The 20,834-nt window shown below is 67.2% G+C and carries 19 protein-coding genes, 1 tRNA gene and 1 pseudogene; 5 read left to right on the forward strand and 16 right to left on the reverse strand.

Translation table 11 applies throughout. The features are described from left to right. Positions 1–165 precede the first annotated feature (165 nt). Complete coding sequence (locus tag GH815_RS09455; protein ID WP_153748527.1) at positions 166–1,557, forward strand: MORN repeat-containing protein; 1,392 nt, start codon at positions 166–168, stop codon at positions 1,555–1,557. Between the two features lie 65 nt (positions 1,558–1,622). On the opposite strand, the gene GH815_RS09460 is transcribed toward GH815_RS09455, so the two are convergent. Further along, entirely contained in the window at positions 1,623–2,540 is a 918-nt protein-coding gene (locus GH815_RS09460) for a LysR family transcriptional regulator (protein WP_153748528.1), read from the reverse strand. 101 nt (positions 2,541–2,641) lie between these two features. On the opposite strand from GH815_RS09460, the gene metF reads away from it, so the two are divergent. Further along, positions 2,642–3,511, forward strand: coding sequence for a methylenetetrahydrofolate reductase [NAD(P)H] (gene metF, locus GH815_RS09465; protein ID WP_153748529.1), 870 nt, complete (start codon positions 2,642–2,644; stop codon positions 3,509–3,511). Positions 3,512–3,547: 36 nt separating this feature from the next. Here the strand turns inward: metF and GH815_RS09470 are convergent, their stop codons facing one another. The 3 genes from GH815_RS09470 to GH815_RS09480 are packed head-to-tail and all read right to left on the reverse strand — an operon-like array spanning position 3,548 to position 5,215. Beyond that, positions 3,548–4,033 (reverse strand): copper chaperone PCu(A)C, encoded by a 486-nt coding sequence (locus GH815_RS09470; RefSeq protein ID WP_153748530.1) that lies wholly within the window; start codon positions 4,031–4,033, stop codon positions 3,548–3,550. Between the two features lie 43 nt (positions 4,034–4,076). Next, entirely contained in the window at positions 4,077–4,427 is a 351-nt protein-coding gene (locus tag GH815_RS09475; protein WP_153748531.1) for a hypothetical protein, read from the reverse strand. Between the two features lie 53 nt (positions 4,428–4,480). Continuing rightward, positions 4,481–5,215, reverse strand: coding sequence for an SDR family oxidoreductase (locus tag GH815_RS09480; protein WP_153748532.1), 735 nt, complete (start codon positions 5,213–5,215; stop codon positions 4,481–4,483). 145 nt (positions 5,216–5,360) lie between these two features. On the opposite strand from GH815_RS09480, the gene GH815_RS09485 reads away from it, so the two are divergent. Next, a complete protein-coding gene (locus tag GH815_RS09485; RefSeq protein WP_407072171.1) occupies positions 5,361–7,178 on the forward strand; it encodes a M3 family oligoendopeptidase in 1,818 nt (605 codons plus the stop codon). An 84-nt stretch (positions 7,179–7,262) separates the two neighbouring features. Here the strand turns inward: GH815_RS09485 and GH815_RS09490 are convergent, their stop codons facing one another. From GH815_RS09490 to GH815_RS09525, 8 genes and pseudogenes are all read right to left on the reverse strand, one after another. Then, a complete protein-coding gene (locus tag GH815_RS09490; protein ID WP_153748534.1) occupies positions 7,263–7,883 on the reverse strand; it encodes a DUF4389 domain-containing protein in 621 nt (206 codons plus the stop codon). A 41-nt stretch (positions 7,884–7,924) separates the two neighbouring features. Next, positions 7,925–8,359: a host attachment protein gene (locus tag GH815_RS09495; protein ID WP_153748535.1), complete on the reverse strand. Its 435-nt coding sequence runs from the start codon at positions 8,357–8,359 to the stop codon at positions 7,925–7,927. Positions 8,360–8,436: 77 nt separating this feature from the next. Continuing rightward, positions 8,437–9,291: pseudogene (locus GH815_RS09500) on the reverse strand (ABC transporter permease); the annotation flags it as partial. A 10-nt stretch (positions 9,292–9,301) separates the two neighbouring features. Continuing rightward, positions 9,302–10,972: an ABC transporter permease gene (locus tag GH815_RS09505; RefSeq protein WP_153748537.1), complete on the reverse strand. Its 1,671-nt coding sequence runs from the start codon at positions 10,970–10,972 to the stop codon at positions 9,302–9,304. A 72-nt stretch (positions 10,973–11,044) separates the two neighbouring features. Further along, positions 11,045–12,169: an extracellular solute-binding protein gene (locus GH815_RS09510; RefSeq protein ID WP_153748538.1), complete on the reverse strand. Its 1,125-nt coding sequence runs from the start codon at positions 12,167–12,169 to the stop codon at positions 11,045–11,047. A 74-nt stretch (positions 12,170–12,243) separates the two neighbouring features. Continuing rightward, complete coding sequence (locus GH815_RS09515; RefSeq protein ID WP_246176379.1) at positions 12,244–13,347, reverse strand: ABC transporter ATP-binding protein; 1,104 nt, start codon at positions 13,345–13,347, stop codon at positions 12,244–12,246. 487 nt (positions 13,348–13,834) lie between these two features. Beyond that, positions 13,835–13,921: transfer RNA gene (locus GH815_RS09520), tRNA-Leu, on the reverse strand. 125 nt (positions 13,922–14,046) lie between these two features. Then, positions 14,047–15,450, reverse strand: coding sequence for a peptidoglycan-binding domain-containing protein (locus GH815_RS09525; protein WP_246176381.1), 1,404 nt, complete (start codon positions 15,448–15,450; stop codon positions 14,047–14,049). Positions 15,451–15,569: 119 nt separating this feature from the next. Between GH815_RS09525 and lipB the strand changes: the two genes are divergently transcribed. Next, positions 15,570–16,220: a lipoyl(octanoyl) transferase LipB gene (gene lipB, locus GH815_RS09530; RefSeq protein WP_153748540.1), complete on the forward strand. Its 651-nt coding sequence runs from the start codon at positions 15,570–15,572 to the stop codon at positions 16,218–16,220. Between the two features lie 192 nt (positions 16,221–16,412). Here lipB and GH815_RS09535 read toward each other — a convergent pair whose 3' ends face one another. Both GH815_RS09535 and GH815_RS09540 read right to left on the reverse strand, forming a co-directional pair. Beyond that, the gene (locus tag GH815_RS09535; RefSeq protein WP_153748541.1) at positions 16,413–16,748 is read right to left on the reverse strand and encodes a hypothetical protein; all 336 of its coding nucleotides are present in this window, start codon (positions 16,746–16,748) and stop codon (positions 16,413–16,415) included. A 130-nt stretch (positions 16,749–16,878) separates the two neighbouring features. Further along, a complete protein-coding gene (locus GH815_RS09540) occupies positions 16,879–17,337 on the reverse strand; it encodes a GatB/YqeY domain-containing protein (RefSeq protein WP_153748542.1) in 459 nt (152 codons plus the stop codon). 181 nt (positions 17,338–17,518) lie between these two features. Between GH815_RS09540 and carA the strand changes: the two genes are divergently transcribed. Then, entirely contained in the window at positions 17,519–18,673 is a 1,155-nt protein-coding gene (gene carA / locus GH815_RS09545) for a glutamine-hydrolyzing carbamoyl-phosphate synthase small subunit (protein ID WP_153748543.1), read from the forward strand. 381 nt (positions 18,674–19,054) lie between these two features. Here carA and GH815_RS09550 read toward each other — a convergent pair whose 3' ends face one another. Both GH815_RS09550 and GH815_RS09555 read right to left on the reverse strand, forming a co-directional pair. After that, entirely contained in the window at positions 19,055–20,269 is a 1,215-nt protein-coding gene (locus tag GH815_RS09550; protein ID WP_153748544.1) for an META domain-containing protein, read from the reverse strand. A gap of 66 nt (positions 20,270–20,335) precedes the next feature. Further along, positions 20,336–20,812, reverse strand: a complete 477-nt coding sequence (locus tag GH815_RS09555; protein ID WP_153748545.1) for an Lrp/AsnC ligand binding domain-containing protein — start codon at positions 20,810–20,812, stop codon at positions 20,336–20,338. Positions 20,813–20,834 lie beyond the last annotated feature (22 nt).

Below are 20,834 nucleotides of genomic sequence, written 5' to 3' on the forward strand. Positions count from 1 at the left end.
GATGCCTGTCCGTGACTTAGCAGACTGACGCGCAAGTGAAAGCAGGCAGAGGGCGAAAACCGTTGTAAGCCCCGCCCCGCTCAATTACGGTTTGGGCGCTTTCACAAGATCGGGGCAAAGGGGGCTCGGGTGCACAAGGCTGGCAAGGCACTGGCACGTCTGGCAATGACAGGCGTCCTTCTGGGTGCAGGCGCTGCGGCGGCCCAGACCGGGGGCGATGTCGTCACCCGGCAATATGACGATGGCGGCATCTACGAGGGCACCTTTCGCGACGGCAAGCAGCACGGGCGCGGCACCTACCGGCTGCCCAACGGCTACGAATATACCGGCGACTGGATCGAGGGCCGGATCGAGGGCGAAGGCACCGCGCGTCTGGTCAACGGCTCGGTCTACGAGGGCCAGTTCCTCGACGGCAAGCCGCATGGCGTCGGCAAGATCATCTTTGCCGATGGCGGCACCTACGAGGGCGAGTGGGAAGACGGCAAGATCACCGGCACCGGCATCGCGATCTATGCCAACGGCGTGCGCTACGAGGGCGAGTTCCGCAATGCCGTGCATCACGGCGTCGGCACCATGCAAAGCCCCAACGGCTATGTCTACGAAGGCACCTGGATCAACGGCATCAAGGAGGGCAAGGGGCGCATCACCTATCCCGGCGGGCGCTTCTACGAGGGAGAGATGAAGGGCAACCAGCGCGCCGGCAAGGGTACGCTGACCACGCCCGAGGGTCTTGTCTATTCCGGCGCCTGGAAGGATGGCGAGATGAACGGGCTCGGCACGCTGACCCAGCCCAATGGCGACATCTACGAGGGGCTGTTCCTGAACGGCGAACGGCACGGCACCGGCAAGGTCACCTATGCCAATGGCGATGTCTACGAGGGCGACTATCGCGCCGACAAGCGCCACGGCAAGGGCGTGTTCCGCGGCGCGGACGGCTATCTCTACGAAGGCGACTGGGTCGCGGGTCGGATCGAGGGCACGGGCCGACTGACCTATCCCGACGGCTCGGTCTATGAAGGAACCTTCCGCGAGGATCTGCCCGACGGCACCGGCAAGGTCACCTATGCCGACGGGGCCACCTATGAAGGCGCCTGGAAGGCCGGCGTGATCGAGGGCCAGGGCCGCGCCACCTTCCCCAACGGGCTGACCTACGAGGGCATGTTCAAGGACGCCGCCTATGACGGCGAGGGCACGATGACCCATGAGGGCGGCTATGCCTATACCGGGCAATGGCAGAACGGGCTGCGCCACGGCCAGGGCTCGGCCAGCTATGCCGACGGGTCGGTCTATTCGGGCAGCTTCGTCAAGGGCCAGCGCGAAGGCCAGGGCACCATCACCATGCCCGACGGCTTCAGCTATTCGGGCGGCTGGCAGGACGGCAAGTTCCACGGCCAGGGCACGGCCACCTATGCCAATGGCGACGTCTACGAAGGCACCTTCTCGATGGGCAAATACGAGGGCGAAGGCGTGATGCGTTATGCCGACGGCGAAATCCGCTCGGGCACCTGGCGCAACGGCGTCCTGACCACCGGCACCGCACCCGCCCAGCCCGAATAAGGGCGCGGCCCGGACCTGCGCGCGGGCGGGCGGTGGGTTGGCACCGACCCTGCGGGCCGCACCCCTCAGTCGCCCTGGCTGGCGCGTTGCAGCTTGACCGGTTCACTGCGGGCAAGCCGGATGAAATGGGCGATATAGGGCCGCGCTGCGTCCTCGGTGCGGGTGGCGGCATAGATGCGTTTGGTCAGGCCCGGTTCGGTCACCCGGCGGATCGCCAGATCGGCCGCGCCCCGCGCATCGCGCACCACCCAGTCGGGCAGCACCGTGACCCCGCGCCCCGAAGCCACCAGCATCAGGATCACCGCCGTCAGTTCCACCACCCGCACCGCCAGCGGTTCGACCCGCGCGGGCCCCAGAAGCCCGGTAAAGATATCCAGCCGGCTGCGGTCCACCGGATAGGTGATAAGCGTCTGGTCGCGGAAATCCTCGGCCTCGACAAAGGGTTTCGCGGCCAGCGGATGGGTGGCGGCACAGACGAAGACGGGTTCGTAGTCGAAAAGCGGCGCAAAGGTCAGGTCGTCGTGATCCTCGGGGTCCGACGAGATCACCAGATCGACCTCCTCGCGGGCCAGCGCGGGCAGCGCGTCAAAGGACAGGCCGGGGCGGATATCGACATCGACCTCGGGCCAGACCTTGCGAAAGGATTCGAGCACCGGCAGCAGCCAGTCATAGCAGGCATGGCATTCCAGCGTGATATGCAGCCGCCCCGACCGGCCCGACCGCAGACCCTGGAACTCCGCCTGTAGCGCGGCAATCTCGGGCAGGATCCGCTCGGCCGCCCGCAGCAGCCGCAGCCCCGCCGCCGAAAGCCGCAAGGGCTTGGTGCGGCGGACGAAAAGCTCCATCCCGACCTGTTCTTCCAGCCCCTTGACCTGATGCGACAGCGCCGACTGGGTGATGTTCAGCCGCTCGGCCGCGCGCGCCAGCCCGCCCGCATCATGGATGGCCTTGATCGTGCGCAGGTGGCGAAGTTCGAGGTGCATATTGTCGCGACACTCATATTGATCTTGAGAACTATGAGTTTGTTTCACAACCCGCATCATGCGACAAGCGTGCGAAGCCGAATCCAGCCGGAGCAAGTGCCATGTCCGCCCCCCGTGTGTCCTTCGAGTTCTTTCCGCCGAAATCGCTTGAGGCGAGTTTTCAGCTCTGGGAAACGGTGCAGGCACTGGCGCCCCTGAAGCCGCAATTCGTGTCGGTGACCTATGGCGCGGGCGGAACCACGCGCAAGCTGACCCATGAGGCGGTCGAGACGATCCATAACCGCTATGGCGTGAACGTCGCCGCGCATCTGACCTGTGTGGATGCCACCCGGGCCGAGACGCTGGAGATTGTCGACGCCTATGCAAGGGCCGGGGTGACCGAGATCGTGGCGCTTCGGGGCGACCCGCCGCAGGGGCAGGGGGCCTTCGTGCCGCATCCCGAGGGCTTTGCCAATTCCTGCGAGCTGATCGAGGCGCTGGCGGCGCGGTCGCTGTTCCGCATCCGCGTCGGCGCCTATCCCGAACCGCATCCCGAATCGCGCGGCGTCGGCCATGACGTGCAATGGCTCAAGCGCAAGTTCGAGGCCGGGGCGGATTCGGCGATCACCCAGTTCTTCTTCGAGGCCGAGACTTTCTTCCGCTTCCGCGAGGAATGCGATGCGGCCGGCATCGACGGCTCCAGGATCATCCCCGGCATCCTGCCGATCGAGAAATGGGCGGGCGTGCGCCGCTTCGCCGAACGCTGCGGCACCAGAATCCCCGCCTGGCTGGACGAGGCGTTCGACAAGGCCGTGCGCGACGGGCGCGAGGATCTGCTGGGCAAGGCGCTGGCGACCGAGCTTTGCACCGAACTGATGGAGGGGGGCGTGCAGGATTTCCACTTCTACACGCTCAACAAGCCGCACCTGACGCGCGACATCTGCCACGCGCTGGGCGTGCTGCCCGCAGGCCATCTGGAAAAGGTCGCCTGAGCCCCGGCCCGCACGGGGCCAGACCGGGGGCGGCGTTCAGTGCTGGTGCCCGTGCGAGTGGCCCGTGGCGGGCGCGGCCGGGCTGTCGCGGGTCACGTCGACCGGGATCTCGACCACCACCTCGCCCGCCTTCTCGAAATTCAACGTGACGGTCACGCTGTCGCCCTGCGCCAGCGGCCGCGTCAGGCCCAGGAACATCACGTGGTCGCCGCCGCGTTTCAATTCGTGGCTGCCGCCCGCGGGTATCGCAAAGCCCTCCTCGACCTCGACCATGCGCATCACGCCATTGGCGTCGGCCTCATGGGTGTGCAACTCGACCCGCTCGGCCACGTCCGAGGCGGCGGACACCAGCCGGTCATCCTCGGCGCCGGTATTGACCAGCACCATGAAGGCCGCCCCCGATTTCGACATCATCGTGGACGCGCGGGCATAGGGATCCTGTATCTCGATATTGTCTGCCAGTGCGGGCAGGACAGGCGCAAGCGCCAGGGCGCCCGCAAGCAGGAAGGTTTTCGGGGACATCTGTCCCTCCGTTCTTTCGGTTGGATTTCTCGGCGCGTTCGTCTCAGGCCACAGCAGCGGGTGGGCCACGCGATCGCGGTTGCGGGCTGTCGCGCCCATCCGCCATGGCAGCGACCAGAGGCAGACGCGTCGCGCCGGGTTGCAGGGGGCGCGCAGGCGGCGCCAGGGCGGGCAGCGTCACGGCCGCCAGCGCGGCCAGCCCGTCGGGACAGATATGGGGCGGCCCGGCCGGGTTGCCCTGGGCATCCACGGCAATCGCCTGCAACCCCATGCCGGTGCAGATCACAAGCGTTCCGACAGGCCCGGGCTGGCCGCGCGCGGCCGCAAGACCCAGCGAGGCAAGCACAAGACCGAGCGCAAGGCCAAGAGCCAGAAGCGGGCGGATCTGTCGCATGGACATCAATCTAACCCCGGCCCGCCCGCCGGGCAAACGGAAAGCGTCCCGCCTCAGCCCCGGCCGATGAAGGGCATGGCGGTGGCCATCACCGTCATGAACTGGACATTCGCCGACAGCGGCAATTCGGCCATGTGCAGCACCGAGGCCGCGACATGGGCCACATCCATCACAGGCTCGACCGCGATCTCGCCATTGGCCTGCGGCACGCCCCGGGTCATCTGCTGCACCATCTCGGTCAGCGCATTGCCGATGTCGATCTGCCCGCAGGCGATGTTGTAGCGCCGCCCGTCCAGACTTAGCGCGCGGGTCAGCCCCGTGACGGCATGTTTCGACACCGTATAGGGCGCCGAGCCCCAGCGTGGCACATGGGCCGAGATCGAGCCGTTGTTGATGATCCGCCCGCCCTGCGGATCCTGCCGCCGCATCAGGCCAAAGGCCGCGCGGGCGCACAGGAACATCCCGTCGATATTGATCGCCGACAGACGCCGCCAGTCGTCCAGCGCGATCTCGTCAATGGGCGCCGCGCGCAGGCCGATGCCCGCATTGTTGAACAGCACATCCAGCCGCCCCCAGTCGGACGCGATCCGGGCAAAGCCCGCCTCGAGCGCCGCGGCGTCGGTCACATCCATCGGCAGGATCAGCGCATCGGCATTGCCCTGCGCGGTTTCGACCAGCGGCGCCTCGCGGCGGCCCGCCAGCGCGACGCGCCAGCCCGCATCCAGAAACGTCCGGGCCGTGGCGCGGCCGATGCCGCTGCCCGCGCCGGTAACAAGGATGGTCTGCATGATGGTTCCCCTGTCCTTCCCCTTGGCAGAGTCCCAGCCAAACCGCCCGGATGCAAGGCCGATCCGCCCTGCCCGCGCTTGATACCCCCTGCCCCCACGCCCTATGTCTGGTCAGACGCGACATGAAAGAGGTTCCCAGATGCGCATGACCCCGCCCGCCCCCGTCTTCGACGCCAATACCACGGGTCCGGGGGGGCTTGGCGCGCTGCCCGAATGGGATCTGGCCGATCTGTACACGGCCCCCGACGCGCCCGAGATCGCCCGCGACATGGACTGGCTGGAGGCGGAATGCGCCCGCTTCGCCGCCGATCACGAGGGCAGGCTGGCGGGGCTGGATGCGGGCGGGTGGCTCGACTGCATCGCCCGCTACGAGGCGATCAACCGTATCTCGGGGCGGATCATGTCCTATGCGGGGCTGCGCTATTACCAGAACACGGTGGACGCGGCGCGCGCCAAGTTCCTGTCGGATTGCCAGGACAGGATCACCACCTTCACCACGCCGCTGGTGTTCTTCTCGCTGGAGATCAACCGCATCGAGGACGGCGTGCTGGAGGCGCTGTTCGCGGCGAATGCCGACTTTGCCCGCTACAAGCCCGTCTTCGACCGGCTGCGGGCGATGCGCCCCTATCAATTGTCGGACGAGCTGGAAAAATTCCTGCATGACCAGTCGGTGGTCGGCGCCTCGGCCTGGAACAAGCTGTTCGACGAAACCATCGCCGCCCTGGAATTCGAAGTCGACGGCGAAAGCTACGGGATCGAGGGCACGCTGAACTTCATGACCGATCCCGACCGCGCGAAACGCGAGGCCGCGGCCCATGCGCTGGCCGAGGTGTTCGAAGAGAACGTCAAGCTCTTTGCCCGCGTCCACAACACGCTGGCCAAGGAAAAGGAAGTCGAGGATCGCTGGCGCAAGATGCCGACGCCGCAGACCGGGCGGCATCTGTCGAACGATGTCGAACCCGAAGTGGTCGAGGCGCTTCGCAATGCCGTGGTCGCAGCCTATCCGCGCCTGTCGCATCGCTATTACGCGCTGAAGGCGAAATGGCTGGGGCTGGACAAGTTGCAAGTCTGGGACCGCAACGCGCCCCTGCCGATCGAGGAACCCAAGACGGTGGATTGGGAAACCGCCAAGGCGACCGTGATGGGCGCCTATGCCGATTTCTCACCCAGGATGGCCGAGCTTGCCGCGCCGTTCTTCGACAGGGGCTGGATCGACGCGGGCGTGAAACCCGGCAAGGCGCCGGGGGCCTTCGCGCATCCGACGGTGACGGATGTCCACCCTTACGTGATGCTGAACTATCTGGGCAAGCCGCGGGACGTGATGACGCTGGCCCACGAGTTGGGCCATGGCGTCCATCAGGTGCTGGCCGCGGCACAGGGCGAATTGCTGTCCTCGACGCCGCTGACCCTGGCCGAAACGGCCAGCGTGTTCGGCGAGATGCTGACCTTCCGCAAGCTGCTGGCGGCGGCCGAGACACCGGCGCAGCGCAAGACCCTGCTGGCGGGCAAGGTCGAGGACATGATCAACACGGTCGTCCGCCAGATCGCGTTCTACGATTTCGAGTGCAAGCTGCACGACGCCCGCCGCCAGGGCGAACTGACGCCCGAGGACATCAACGAAATCTGGATGAGCGTGCAGGGCGAAAGCCTCGGCCCCGTCTTCGAGTTCATGCCGGGATACGAGACCTTCTGGGCCTATATCCCGCATTTCGTCCACTCGCCCTTCTATGTCTATGCCTATGCCTTTGGCGACGGGTTGGTGAACGCGCTTTACGCGGTCTACGAGGAAAGCGGCGCGGATTTCCAGGACAGGTATTTCGACATGCTGAAGGCGGGCGGCTCGAAGCACCACAAGGCGCTGCTGGCGCCCTTCGGGCTGGATGCGGCGGATCCGGCCTTCTGGGACAAGGGGCTTTCGATGATCGAGGGGATGATCGACGAGCTGGAAGCGATGGAAGGCTGAAGGGGGGCCGGGCGCCCGCCCATCGAGGGCGGGCACCCGGCAGCCTCCGGCGGGGATATTTCCGGCCAGAAGAAGCCCGGGGCGTTATTTCCAGGGCGTCCAGGGAAAGGGCTTCTGCTCGCTCGCAACCGCCTGATAGCGCGCCGTGATCGCCATCCAGTTGCCCAGCCGCGTGCCGAAGTCGGAGATGTTGGGGTTCTTCTGCTTGGCAAAGAGCATCCAGCCGAATTGCAGCAGCGTGGTGGCCACCAGCAGGGTCTGGGCGACCGAGAACAGGACCAGAAGCACCAGCATCCAGGCCCCGCGGATCCAGACCGCGCGGGGTTCCAGCGGATCGGAGGAGGCGGGGCCGCCCGTTGCACCGCCTGCGGGGCCACCGGCAGGGGCGTCACCGGAGGCACCGCCGGGGCCGGGCTCGGCGGCGGCGCTGCCGGACGGGGCAGCAGAGGCAGCAGCGGGACGCGGGGCGGGTTCGGGGACCGCCGCGCTGGGCGGGGCAGCGGGTGCAGCCGCGGGGCGCGGGGCGGGCGCAGGGGTCGCCGCCGCGCTGGCGGGCGCGGGGGCCGCCCCGCCCGTCGTGCCATTGACGGCCGGCGCCGGCTTTGCGGCAACGGCGTCGGGCGGCGCAGCCGTTGCGGGCCGGGGTCGCGGACCCGGTTCGGGCGCGGGTTGCCAGTTCGGATTGGGAGCGGGCGTGTCGGACATCGGAGCCTCCGGGCATTGCGCCGGGGCGCCGATGCCCCGGCTCAGAACAGGATGATGTCCTCGAAATGGCGCGGCAGGTCGGCCGCCGCAACCCCCACCAGATCCTTGTTGAGGTCTGCGGCAAGGGCCTCGGCCAGCGGCGCGGCGATATGTCCGCGCAGCGCGCCCAGCATCGCGGGCGGCGCGCTCATCGCAAAGCGGTCATAGCTGCCATTCGCCCATTCCGTCGCCGCAATATCCAGCACGTCGCGGGCAAAGGCCTCGCGATTCTGTTCCCGCTCGGGGGTGGAAGGCTCGAATCCGTGGCGCGCGGCCCCCGGCGCGGCCTGGCTGCGGCCGGGGCGTTCCGAATAGCGGATCTCGGTCGCCTTGTCGAAGGCCGAGAGTTCCTCCAGCCCCTTGCCCGGCCCGGTATTGACCAGAAGCCGCGCCTCCTTCTCGTTGGCGATCAGCACCAGCGTTCGAACGGGTTTCATGGCATCCTCCGCTTTGACCACGTCCCAAGTCTGGCCAGCCCGGGCGCGGGCCGCATTGATGTGGCGCAAGCCCGCGATCAGCCCGGCGAAAGCCCCCGCAACCGCTCCGACCGGCGGCGCAACAGTTCGACCGCGGTCAGCAGCAGGATCGAGACCGCCACCAGCACGGTCGCCACCGCCAGGATCGTCGGGCTGATCTGTTCGCGAAGCCCGATGAACATCTGCCAGGGCAGCGTCTTCTGGTTGGCCGAGCCCACGAACAGCACCACCACCACCTCGTCGAACGAGGTGATGAAGGCGAAAAGCCCGCCCGAGATCACGCCCGGCAGGATCAGCGGCATCTGCACCTTGAAGAAGGTGCGCAGCGGCCCCGCGCCCAGGCTGGCCGAGGCCCGCGTCAGCGAGCGGTCGAACCCAACCAGCGTCGCCGTCACGGTGATGATGACGAAGGGAATGCCCAGCGCGGCATGGGCCAGCACCACGCCCAGATAGGTGCCCTGCAACCCGATCCGCGCATAGAAGAAATACATCCCCGCCGCCGAGATGATCAGCGGCACGATCATCGGCGAGATCAGGATCGCCATGATCGTGCGCCGGAACGGCACATGGTCCTGGCTCAGCCCCACCGCCGCCAGCGTGCCCAGCACCACCGACAGGATCGTGGCCGAGGGCGCGATGCGGATCGAGTTCGCCAGCGCCTGCTGCCAATCCGGGCTGTTGAAGAAGGCGCGGTAATGCTTCAGCGAATAGGCGTCCGGGTCAAAGGCCAGCATGCCGGGCGTGAAGGTAAAGAAATCCTGCGCGTTGAAGCTGAGCGGGATGATCACCAGGATCGGCGCGATCAGGAAGAAGAAGATCAGCCCGCAGATCAGCTTGAACGTATAGTGCCAGAGCCGTTGGCCGAGCGTGGCATAGGGGGGAAGATCCATCTGTGACATGCGCTTACCCCAGGTTCACCTTGTCGATGCCCACAAGCCGGTCATAGGTCCAGTACAGCGCCAGAACGACCGCCAGCAGGATCGTGCCCAGCGCGGCCGCGAGCCCCCAGTTCAGCGAGCTGGAGATGTGATAGGCGATCCGGTTCGAAATGAACGTGCCCGAGGTGCCCCCCACCAGTTCCGGCGTGATGTAATAGCCGATGGCCAGGATGAAGACGAGGATGCAGCCCGCCCCGATGCCGGGCACCGATTGCGGGAAATAGACCCGCCAGAACGCCGTCCAGTTGGTCGCGCCCAGCGATTTCGCCGCGCGGACGTAAGAGGGCGGGATCGTCTTCATCACCGAATAGAGCGGCAGGATCATGAAGGGCAGCAGGATATGCGTCATCGCGATGATCGTGCCGGTCTGGTTGTTGATCAGGATCAGCCGACCCGCATTGTCCACGATCCCGATCCACACCAGGATGTCGTTGATGACGCCCTGCTGTTGCAGCAGCACCTTCCAGGCCGAGGTCCGCACCAGAAGCGAGGTCCAGAACGGCAGCAGAACCAGGATCAGCAAAAGGTTCGAGGTTCTGAGCGGCAGGTTCGCCAGCAGGAAGGCAATCGGATAGCCCAGCAGCACGCAGGCCGCCATGATCGCCAGGCTCATCACCAGCGTCCGCTGGAACAGCATGATATAGATCTTCTGGTCGGCGGGCTGGCTTACGATGCCGTCCGGGGTCTGTTTCAGATCGACGGCGGTCAGGAAATAGCCGGGCGTATAGGCGGGCGAAAAGGTCTGGATCGTGGCCCAGACCGTGGGCTGGCCCCAGGCGCGGTCGATGTCGCGATAGATCGCGGCCAGATCGGCCCGTTCAAAGCTGCGCACGGCATAATGGGCCGGGTCCAGCAACGCCTGCGCCTCGGCGTCAAGCGTCGCGATGCGGCCCACACCGATCGCGGTCAGGTCGCGGTAAAGCGCCAGGTAGACCGGCGGCCAGGGCGCGCGGGCCGCCGGATCGCCGTTGCGGTTGCCCTGCACCGCACGGGCGAAATCCAGATAGGCATCCGCCGTTTCGGGCAGCACATCGGCCAGATCGTCGTTCAGGCGAAAGGCGGGCACCGGCTCGGCAAAGGGGCGGCCTGCGGTGCGCGCGGCGGCGCGGGCGGCCTCCCAGGCGTCGTGATCGGCACGCCAGGACGGGTCGGCGAACAGGTTGGCCCAGATCCCGGCGTCTTTCCACGCCGGATCGAGCGCGGCGAACTGGTCGCGATAGGTCTCGCCTATATCCGCAACACCCCGGCCGGTCTTGCGGAACAGCGACGACAGCCCGTTCTGTTCATAGTTCAGCCGCGTGCCAAGCCGGGTGTGCTGCTTGCGCTCGACCGCGGCGATCATGTCGATGGTAAAGGCGGCCAGCACATCGTCCCCGGGCGGCTCGCCGGAATTGTGGTCCCAGCCGCGGATCGCCTGCGCGGTGCGCGGCAGGGTATCGGACACGATCTGGTTCTCGACCGACCGGAACAGCATGTCCGCAATCGGCGCAACGAAGGTGACAAGGATGAATGCCAGCAAGGGCGCGATCAGCATCAGCGCCCGCAATTTCTGCGCCCTCAGCGCGCGTTGCAGGCTGCGCTTGAGCGGCGTTCCGTCGGCGGCCAGCATCGGGCCGGTCCGGGTTGCCTCGGTCATCCCCAATCCCCTTGTCAGATGGCGGGGGGCCGGTTGGCGGCCCCCTGCCCGGTCATGCGGTCGAACCGGCCCTTACTGGGCCAGCCACGCCTGGAAGCGGGCCTCGACATCGTCCTGGTTGTCGGCCCACCACTCGATATTGTTCACCAGATAGTTCTTCTGGTTCTCGGGATTGGTCGGCATGTGCGGCGCCATCTCGACGCCCAGATCGGCATGGGTCGAGACCAGCGGCTGCGACGAGGCCCGCGCCGGGCCGTAGCTGATGTATTTCGCCTGATCGGCCAGCCGCTGGGTGTCGGTCGCGAAATGCAGGAAATGCAGCACGCGGTTCAGCCGGTCCTCGGGCAGCCCCTCGGGGATGATCCAGCCGTCGAAATCGAACACCTGCCAGTCCCACAGCATGTCCACGGGCTGGTTCTGTTCCACGATCACGCTGAACAGCCGCCCGTTATAGGTCGAGCCCATGACCACCTCGCCATCGGCCAGGCGCTGCGGCGTCTCGGCCCCGGCCGACCACCAGATCGTCTCGGACTTGATGGTGTCCAGCTTGGCCAGCGCGCGCTCGACGCCCTCTTGCGTGCTCAGAACGTCATAGAGATCGTCCTTCTCGACACCGTCGCACAGCAGCGCCCATTCGATGTTCTTCTTCGGCCGCTTTTCCAGGCTGCGCTTGCCGGGGAAATTCTCCAGGTCGAACAGCGCGCACAGGTTGTCGGGCGTGCGTCCTTCCCATTCGGCGACATTGGTGCGGTAGCCGAAGGTGGTCGAGAACACGATCTGCGGAATGTAGCAGTCGTTGACGACCGAATCGGCGAAATCCTCGCGCGGCGTCGAGCCATCGTCGCCCGCGGCGAGGATCTCGTCGATATCGACCTCCATCGCCAGACCCTCGTCGCACAGCCGCTGGCTGTCGGGGCCTTCGACATCGACCAGATCCCAGGTGATGTTGCCCGCCTCGTTCATGGCGCGCAGCTTGGCCACCGCCTCGTTCGAGCTTTCGTCCCAGGTAAAGCTGACGCCGGTCATCGCGGCATAGGGCTCGGCATAGGCCTTGATCTGGCTGGTCTGATAGGCCCCGCCCCAGGATACAACGGTCATGCTGTTGGCACAGTTCTCGCAGGGCGGCAGATCCTGCGCCATCGCCGCGACGGGCAGCGCCACCAGCGCGGTTGCGGAAAGAAGTCCTCTGATCGTCATGGTCGTCTCCCAGTTGTGTTTCCCGGGTTCTGGTCGAGGAGTCCGCTGCCCCGGGCGCGGCGGACCCGAAGCGGTCAGGCCGGGGCGTCCAGCGCGCGGCAATCCTCGGGCAGCCAGCCGATCTCGATATGCTCGCCCGGCTTCAGGCGGCGCTGATCGGGGGCGTTGCGGGTCTTGATGACGAAATCATCATTGCCCGCCACCCGCAGCCGGGTGCGGTAGATGTCGCCCATATAGATGAATTCCAGCACCTCGGCATGGATCAGGTGGGCGTTGGGCGACAGCCGCTCCTTGTTGATCTCGACCCGTTCGGGGCGGATCGAGACCAGCGTCCGGTCGCCCGGCTTCGTGACATTCACGGGCTTGGCGTCGATCAGCTCGCCATCGTCAAGCCGGACCACCGCCACCCCGCCCTTGATCTCGGTGACGGTGCCCAGCAGCGTGTTGTTCTCGCCGATGAACTGCGCGACAAAGCTGTTGACCGGCTCCTCGTACAGCACATCCGGCGCGGCAAGCTGCTGGATGCGGCCATCGTTGAACACCGCCACCCGGTCGGACATGGTCAGCGCCTCGGTCTGGTCATGGGTCACATAGACCGTGGTGATGCCCAGATTATGCGCCAGCCGCGTGATCTCGAACTGCATGTGCTCGCGCAACTGCTTGTCCAGCGCGCCCAGCGGCTCGTCCATCAGCACCAGTTCCGGCTCGAAGACCAGCGCCCGCGCCAGCGCGATGCGCTGCTGCTGGCCGCCCGACAACTGCGCGGGGCGGCGCCCGCCAAAGGCCCCCATCTGCACCATCTCAAGGGCGCGCTGGACCTTTTCCTCGCGCTCGGACTTGCCGAACTTGCGCACCTCCAGCGGAAAGGCCAGGTTCTCGGCCACCGTCATGTGCGGGAAAAGCGCGTAGTTCTGGAACACCATGCCGATCCCGCGCTTGTGCGGCGGGATGTTGTTGATCGGCTTGCCGTCAAGCAGGATCTCGCCATGCGTGGCGGTCTCGAAGCCTGCCAGCATCATCAGGCAGGTTGTCTTGCCCGAGCCCGACGGCCCCAGCATCGTCAGGAACTCGCCCTTGCCGATCGACAGGTTCAGATCTTTGACGACGAGCGTCTCGCCATCATAGCTTTTCTGGACGCGGTCAAAGACCACGAACCCGTTGTCCGTTGCAGCGGTCAACCGTAACCCCCTGTTGTGCCGCACGCCCTTGCCGGGCGTGTCCTGCCGGATCGTCTGTCCGTTTGACCAAACGGTATCATTTGCCCGCCCAAGTGCAACGCCGAACTTGGAAACAGATGAAAGACCCGGTTTTCCCTTTCTTTTCATACCATCCTGAGCGGCCCGCCCACAGGATGCACGCATCGCCGCGACATTTCCTGCGGCGGTTGCGACCAATCCCCGGACCGCAGCCACCCCTGCCCCAGCCCGCGATCCTGCCCGCGCCGCCACTGGGCCAAGACCTGCCGGAGCCCGACAGCACAGGCCAGCTCAACCGCTCGGCGCCCAACGCGGGGCGGCGCGGTTGCCCGGTCTTTCGGCACAAGGACGGCAGGCTGCACAGGAACGCGGCAGAGCGCGGGCATCACCGCGCGCCGATCCCGAAACGCGCCGGGGTCCGCCCTGGCGGGGCATGCCTGACAGCCAATGTTCAGAGGGGGAGAGTGATTGGTGCGGTCGAGAAGACTCGAACTTCCACGGGAGTTACCCCACAGCGACCTCAACGCTGCGCGTCTACCAATTCCGCCACGACCGCACGTGATCAGGTAGTGCGGCGCTTCTTACCGGCTTGGTTCGCCGATGTGAAGGGGGATTTTTCACCCATTTGCAGGGGCGTGGGCGATGCGGGGGCGGATCGACCCGCCGCCCCCGCAAGGGCCGTCAGTTCTGGACCGCAAAGGTCGGCAGCGCGGCGGGCACCGGCCGCGTTTCCGGCGTGGACAGCGATGCGCCGTCCTCCCGGCCGCCGACGCGATAGGCCGCCTTGCGGATCAGATCCGCGCGTTCGGGCTGGGCCGGGGCAAAGGCCGCGACCACCCCGCGATCCGCCGCGCCCAGCGCCGTGTCGTACCAGTCCAGCGCCAGATCGACCCGCCGCGCGGCGCCGAATCCCTGGGCAAGGTGATGGCCCATCAGTTCGGCATAGACATCCTCGCCCATCGCGGCCAGCAGCAGCCCCGAGCCGATGGCCACATCCATGTTGTCGGTGCGGTAGCCGACCGACAGACAGACCCGCGCCGTGCCCGCAAGCTGCGCAGGCGGCATGCCCGAGGCCATGACGAATCCACGCACATCCTCAAGCACCTTGTCCTTGGGCTTGAACGACAGCGCCGCGACCTGATCCTTCAGCGCCGGGCCGAAGGCCGCGCATTGCTCGGCGATCTGGTCGGGCGTGACACCGGGAATGCGGGCAACCAGCTCCTCGCCCTCGGCAATGGCATAGGTCCGCGCCAGGCAGAACTGTTCCTCCAGCACGAAGCCCGCATCGGTCATGCTGGCCGCCGTGGTGAACCCGCCATTGCTGCTGGTCACCAGGCTGACCTTGTTGCAATGCGAGGCCAGCGACTGGCCGCTGCCCTGGCTCAGGAAATTCGGCAGCGCAGGCGTCGCCGCGACGGCGCCGACCGCGGCCGCCGTGGCGGCAACCGCCGCCGCAGGCGCGGGCGGCGCGGCGGGCACGACAACGGTGGTGGGCGCGGGCGGTTGCGCCACCGGCTGTTGCGGGTTGATGACGACCGTGGTGCCCGGCTGCATCGGGGCCATCGGCGCGGCCATGCCGCCGCCCGCAAGCTGCTGCTGATAGGTCTGCAACAATCCCCGCGTTCCCAGCGGGTTGGCCGCCACCATCTGCGTCGTCGCAGGCCCGCCCGCAATCGCGCGGTGATACGAGGTCACCAGGAAATCGCGCTCATAGGGGGTCAGGTTGCCGCTGGGCGGATAGCCCATGAACGCCTGATATTGCGAAATCGCCGTGCGCGAGTTGCGCCCCAGCACGCCGTCCGGCGTGCCCGCGGGAAAGCCGAAATAGTTCAGCGAGGTCTGCACCTCGCGGTTCTGTGCCCGGGTGGCCTCGGAAATGCCCGGATTGGGCGCGGTCCGGCGCACCTGCTGTTGCGGTTGCTGTTGCTGGCGCTGGCGGTTCTTCGCCGCCTCGTTGACGATCACACCCCCGATGATCCCGCCGATGATCCCCCCGGCAATGTCGCTTCCGCCGGCCGCGACCTGAGTGGCCGGGGTGGCTGCGACGCTGGCCGCAAGGCAGGCCATTGCAAATTTCTTCCTCATCATGCCATCTCTCCCGAAAAGCGGTTCGGCGCCAATCCACACACGCGCGCCCGGTGACACCCGGATCCGCAAAGTGTCGCGGCGACCCGTCAAACCTGTCAAGGGAGGAATGGACGACCATGCGGCCGGAATGGACCGTTTTCGAGGGTTTTTCGTCCTATCCCGAGATCTGCACCGCGATGGAGGCCCGCGCCGAGGCGATCGCGGCAGGCCGGGCGGGCGAGGCGATCTGGCTGGTCGAACACCCGCCGCTCTATACCGCGGGCACCTCGGCCGACCCCGCCGACCTGACCGATCCGGGCCGTTTTCCGGTCTTCCGCACGCCGCGCGGCGGGCAATACACCTATCACGGGCCGGGCCAGCGGGTGGTCTATGCGATGCTCGATGTCGGCGCGCGCGGCCGCGACGTGCGCCGATTCGTCTGGAGCCTGGAGGAATGGGTGATCGCCACGCTGGCCGAGTTCAACGTGGCGGGCGAACGGCGCGCGGGCCGCGTCGGCGTCTGGGTGGTCCGCCCCGACCTGCCCCCCGGCCCCACCGGCACCCCGCGCGAGGACAAGATCGCCGCCATCGGCGTGCGGCTGCGCCGCTGGATCAGCTTTCACGGCCTCTCGATCAATGTCGAACCGGATCTCGGCCATTACGACGGCATCGTGCCCTGCGGCATCCGCGAACATGGCGTCACCAGCCTTGTCGATCTGGGCCTGCCGGTCAGCATGGCCGATCTCGACGTGGCACTCGCGCGCAGCTTCGACCGCGTGTTCGGCTAGAAGGCTGTCGAAAAGGGAAATCCGGCATTGGCCAAGGGGAACCCTCCCCGGCCCGACCTCGGTTCCCGGGCGCCAAGCCTCGGGCGCGGCCCGGGCTGATACCCGGGCCAGACCTGTTTCCGGCGCGGTTGGGAACGGTTTTCCGATCCGGTGCAGGCGACGGACTGCTTCAGCACCCCGACCCGCGCCGCGTCAGTCGCGATTGGTCCGCTCGGTGATGTCCTTCATCGACACCCGCCCCTCGATCAGCAGCGAGTCGCGCTCGGGCGGCGGGGTCTGGTCCTGCATCTCCATCAGGTCCTTCTCATAGGCCTGCGCCTTGAGCCGGAAGAACCGCTGGGCAAGATCCTCGTACATCTCGCGCGCAAGCAGCAGCCCCATCACCAGCGCCGTCAGGATGAACAGGACATGGGAATAGATGAAGAAGAACGCGATCAGATGGGTCACGATCAACACCAGCGCAGCGCCGCGCAGGATGACCGCGGGCCAGTCCTCGGGCCGCACGCTCTTGAGAAGTTTCATCAGCATCGTCTTGTTCCTGTCTCTGGTCCGCTGCCCAGCATAGCCCCGTGGCCGGGCCGGTTAAAGGCGCCCCCGACCACATAGCGCGAGTTTCCTGCCAATCCCCTTCGACGGCCGGACAGTCCCGGCCCGCCGCTCAGGCCAGCCGCGCCCGCACCATCGGGCCGACCGCGCCGAAATCCATCCGGCCCGCATATTCGGCCTTGAGCACGCCCATCACCCGGCCCATGTCGCGGATCGAGGCGGCGCCGGTGCTGGCAATCGCGGCGTCCAGCGCCTTTGCAACCTCCGCCTCGGTCAGCTGGCGCGGCAGGAATTCCTCGACCACGGCGATCTCGGCGCGCTCGGCCTCGGCCAGATCAAGCCGCCCGCCCTCCTCATAGGCGCGCGCGCTTTCCTGGCGCTGCTTGATCATGCGGCCCAGGATCGCCAGCACCTCGGCCTCGCCCACGCCTTCCTCGACGCCCTCGCCGCGCAGCGCGATGTCCTTGTCCTTGATCGCGGCATTGATCAGCCGCAGCGTGCCCAGCCGTTCGGCATCGCGGGCCTTCATCGCGGCGGTCAGTGCGGTCGAGATGCGGGTTCTCAGGTCCATCGGGGCTGCCTTGGGTCGCTTTCGCGTCAGGTCGGTCAGAATAGGCCCCCCGACCGGCTCAGGCAAGGTGGGCAGATCTACACAAGTCGTTGAAATCACGAAACTTCACATTTTGCCGCAACCCTTGATTCTTTGCCCCCCCGGGCCTAGTGTCCGCCGGATTCTGCCCAAGGAGAGCCCGATGTCCGCCGCCCCCCAAACCCGCCCGACCGCCTGCCTGACGCTTGCCGACGGCACCGTGTTCTACGGGCAAGGCTTCGGCGCAACCGGCGAGACGGTGGCGGAACTGTGCTTCAACACCGCCATGACCGGCTATCAGGAAATCATGACCGACCCCTCCTATGCCGGGCAGGTCGTGACCTTCACCTTCCCCCATGTCGGCAATGTCGGCGTCAACCCCGAGGATGACGAGACCGCCGAGCCGGTCGCCGCGGGCATGGTCGTCAAATGGGATCCGACCGAACCCTCGAACTGGCGCGCGGCCGGCGAGCTGAAGGACTGGCTGGCCCGGCGCGGCCGCATCGGCATCGGCGGCATCGACACACGGCGGCTGACCCGCGCGATCCGCCAGCAGGGCGCGCCGCATGTGGCGCTGGCCCATGATCCCGAAGGCCGCTTCGACATCGAGAAGATGGTGGCCCGCGCGCGCGCCTGGTCGGGCCTCGTCGGCCTCGATCTGGCCCGCGACGTGACCTGCGCGCAAAGCTATCGCTGGGACGAGATGCGCTGGGCCTGGCCCGAAGGCTATGCACGGCGCGAAGGCCCCGGGCATAGGGTGGTCGCCCTCGATTACGGCGCGAAACGCAACATCCTGCGCTGCCTGGCCTCGGCGGGCTGCGACGTCACCGTTCTGCCCGCCACCGCGACGGCCGAGGACGTGCTGGCGCTGAACCCCGATGGCGTGTTCCTGTCGAACGGTCCGGGCGATCCGGCGGCGACCGGCGAATATGCCGTCCCGATGATCCGCAAGGTGCTGGAACGTGACGTGCCGCTCTTCGGCATCTGCCTTGGCCACCAGATGCTGGCCCTCGCGCTGGGGGCAAAGACGATCAAGATGAACCACGGCCATCACGGCGCGAACCATCCGGTGAAGGATCTGGAAACCGGCAAGGTCGAGATCACCTCGATGAATCACGGCTTCACCGTGGACAGCCAGACCCTGCCCGCAGGCGTGATCGAAACCCATGTCTCGCTGTTCGACGGCTCGAATTGCGGCATCCGCATGGCCGACCGACCCGTGTTCAGCGTGCAGTACCACCCCGAGGCCAGCCCCGGCCCGCAGGACAGCTATTACCTGTTCGAACGCTTCGCCGCGGCGATGGCGGCGCGGGCCTGACGGCCCCCGCCGGGGGTGGTGCGGACGACGGGACTCGAACCCGTACTCTCGTGCGAGAAGCAGATTTTCGTACCACTTCGGCTTTCGCCGCCGCCATCTGGCGTTCGTGGTCTGGACTGTCCCTTCGCCATGGCCAGCAAGGGCTTTAGGCGCCGCCCGTCCAGTCTCTACACCTTCCCCTTGCGGGGCTTGGCTCGGGATTGGCCTGGGGCCTTGGCCCGTTAGCGTTCCCCGAGTTTGAGCGGTTCTGCACCGCGGGTTTCCCCGCGGGCACTCCAATCAAAGTCTGCTGCGTCTACCGATTTCGCCACGTCCGCAAATCATTGGCGCGGACCATAGCCGCCCGCCGCGCCCGGGGAAAGCCTTGGTGGGGGAAAAGCCTCAGCGCCGCGCGGTCGCCAGCACCGTGTCGCCCCCGATCAGCAGCAGCGCGCCATCCTCGGCGACATCGAACCGGTCCACCTGGTCCAGCAGCCTGAAAAAGCGCTGTTCCTGCTCCATCAGCGCCTCGGGACAGGCCATCAGCGTCGCCGCCACCGGGCCGATGCGCAGCCCCTCGCCGGACAATTCGGCCCCGCCCATGAACCGGTTGCAACTGCCGCTGCCCGACACGCGCCCGTCGCGGCCAAAGGCAATGCCGACATTCGAGGAATCGACGATGCCGCCGCCCCCGATATCCTCGACCCGCCAGGGATGCGCGGCCAACAGGTCCATCGGATCGCCGCCGCAGCCCGACAGGCTTTGCCCGCCGGTTTCAACCAGGGCCGTCGCCGGATAGGGCATGCCGGTCATCGTGTCGCGGCACAGCGCCTGATCCAGCACCAGCACCAGATCCGCCCCTTCGGCGGCATAGCGGCGCGCGCCGTCCACGATTTCGGGCTCGGGCAGCGGCGCCGCGATCTCGGTCGCGCCGTAATCGCCCGCATAGCGCATCTGCCCGCCCGCGATTTCCAGCGTCCAGCCCGGTTCGTTGCCCCGCGCCCGATAGCTGGCCCCCGGCAGCGCCGCGCGACATTCGGGAAATTCGGAACCATGCAGGCTCAGCGTCGCAGCATCGCCCTTGGTCCAGATCCAGGTATCCGGATCGCCCTCGGCCACGAATTTCGCGCCAGAGGCGGTGACTTCCTGCACCAGATCGACATATTGCCCGCCGATCCGCAGCCGCGCGCCCTCGCCGACAAAGCCCAGTTCCACCACCAGTTCGCCGCAGTTCATCGTGCTGGCAAAGCCCATCGGGCGAAAGCCCGTCAGCATCAGCGCACCCGCCTCCACGGCATCCTCGCCCGCCTCGATCTCCACCGCATCGCTCAGCCAGCGGATTTCGCCGCCAAGCCGCAGCGCCGCGCGCAGGGTCAGGTCCGTGCCCGCCGGAGCGTCCAGCGCAAAGGGCAGCGGCACCTGCGCACCCTCGGTCGGATGCTGCGCGCTCTCGACCAGCGCCCCGGCCCCGTCGCGCAGTTCCAACAGCATTTCGGCATCGGGCGGCAGCGCGATCCGCTCGCGATAGATCAGGCTGCCGGTGATCGCGCGCATCTCCTCGGCCAGCGCCGCCACGGGCAGCGCGACACAGGTCAGCAGGCTCAGGACGAATCGCATGGCTCTCTCCCCGGTGGTTGTCCTGCGCCGAACTCTAGCACGCAGCGGGCGCCCCCGCGCAAACCCTCACCCCGGCCGGGCAAGCCCCGCATCCTTCACCGCCTCCATCGCCACATAGGTCGAGGTATTGGCGACATGCGGCAGCGCCGACAGCCGCACGGCCATGACCTCGCGATAGCGCGCCATGTCGGCGGTGCGCACCTTCAGCAGATAGTCGAACCCGCCCGCGATCATGTGACATTCCTCGATTTCCGGGATCGCCCGCACCGCCGCGTTGAAGGCCCGCAGCGCCGCCTCGCGCGTGTCCGACAGCCGCACCTCGACAAAGGCGACATGCGCAAGCCCCAGCCGGATCGGGTTCAGCATGGCCCGGTAGCCGGTAATCACGCCGGCCTCCTCCAGCCGCTTCAGCCGCGCCAGCGTCGGCGTCTTGGACAGCCCGATCCGGCGGGCCAGCTCGGCCACGGCGATCCGCCCCTCCCCGGCCAGAATGTCCAGAATCGCGCGGTCATGGCGGTCCAGCAACGCAGGATCATTCGGCATGAAACACCCCCCGATTTTGGAC

The organism is Rhodovulum strictum (assembly GCF_009649175.1).
GTDB lineage: Bacteria > Pseudomonadota > Alphaproteobacteria > Rhodobacterales > Rhodobacteraceae > Rhodovulum > Rhodovulum strictum.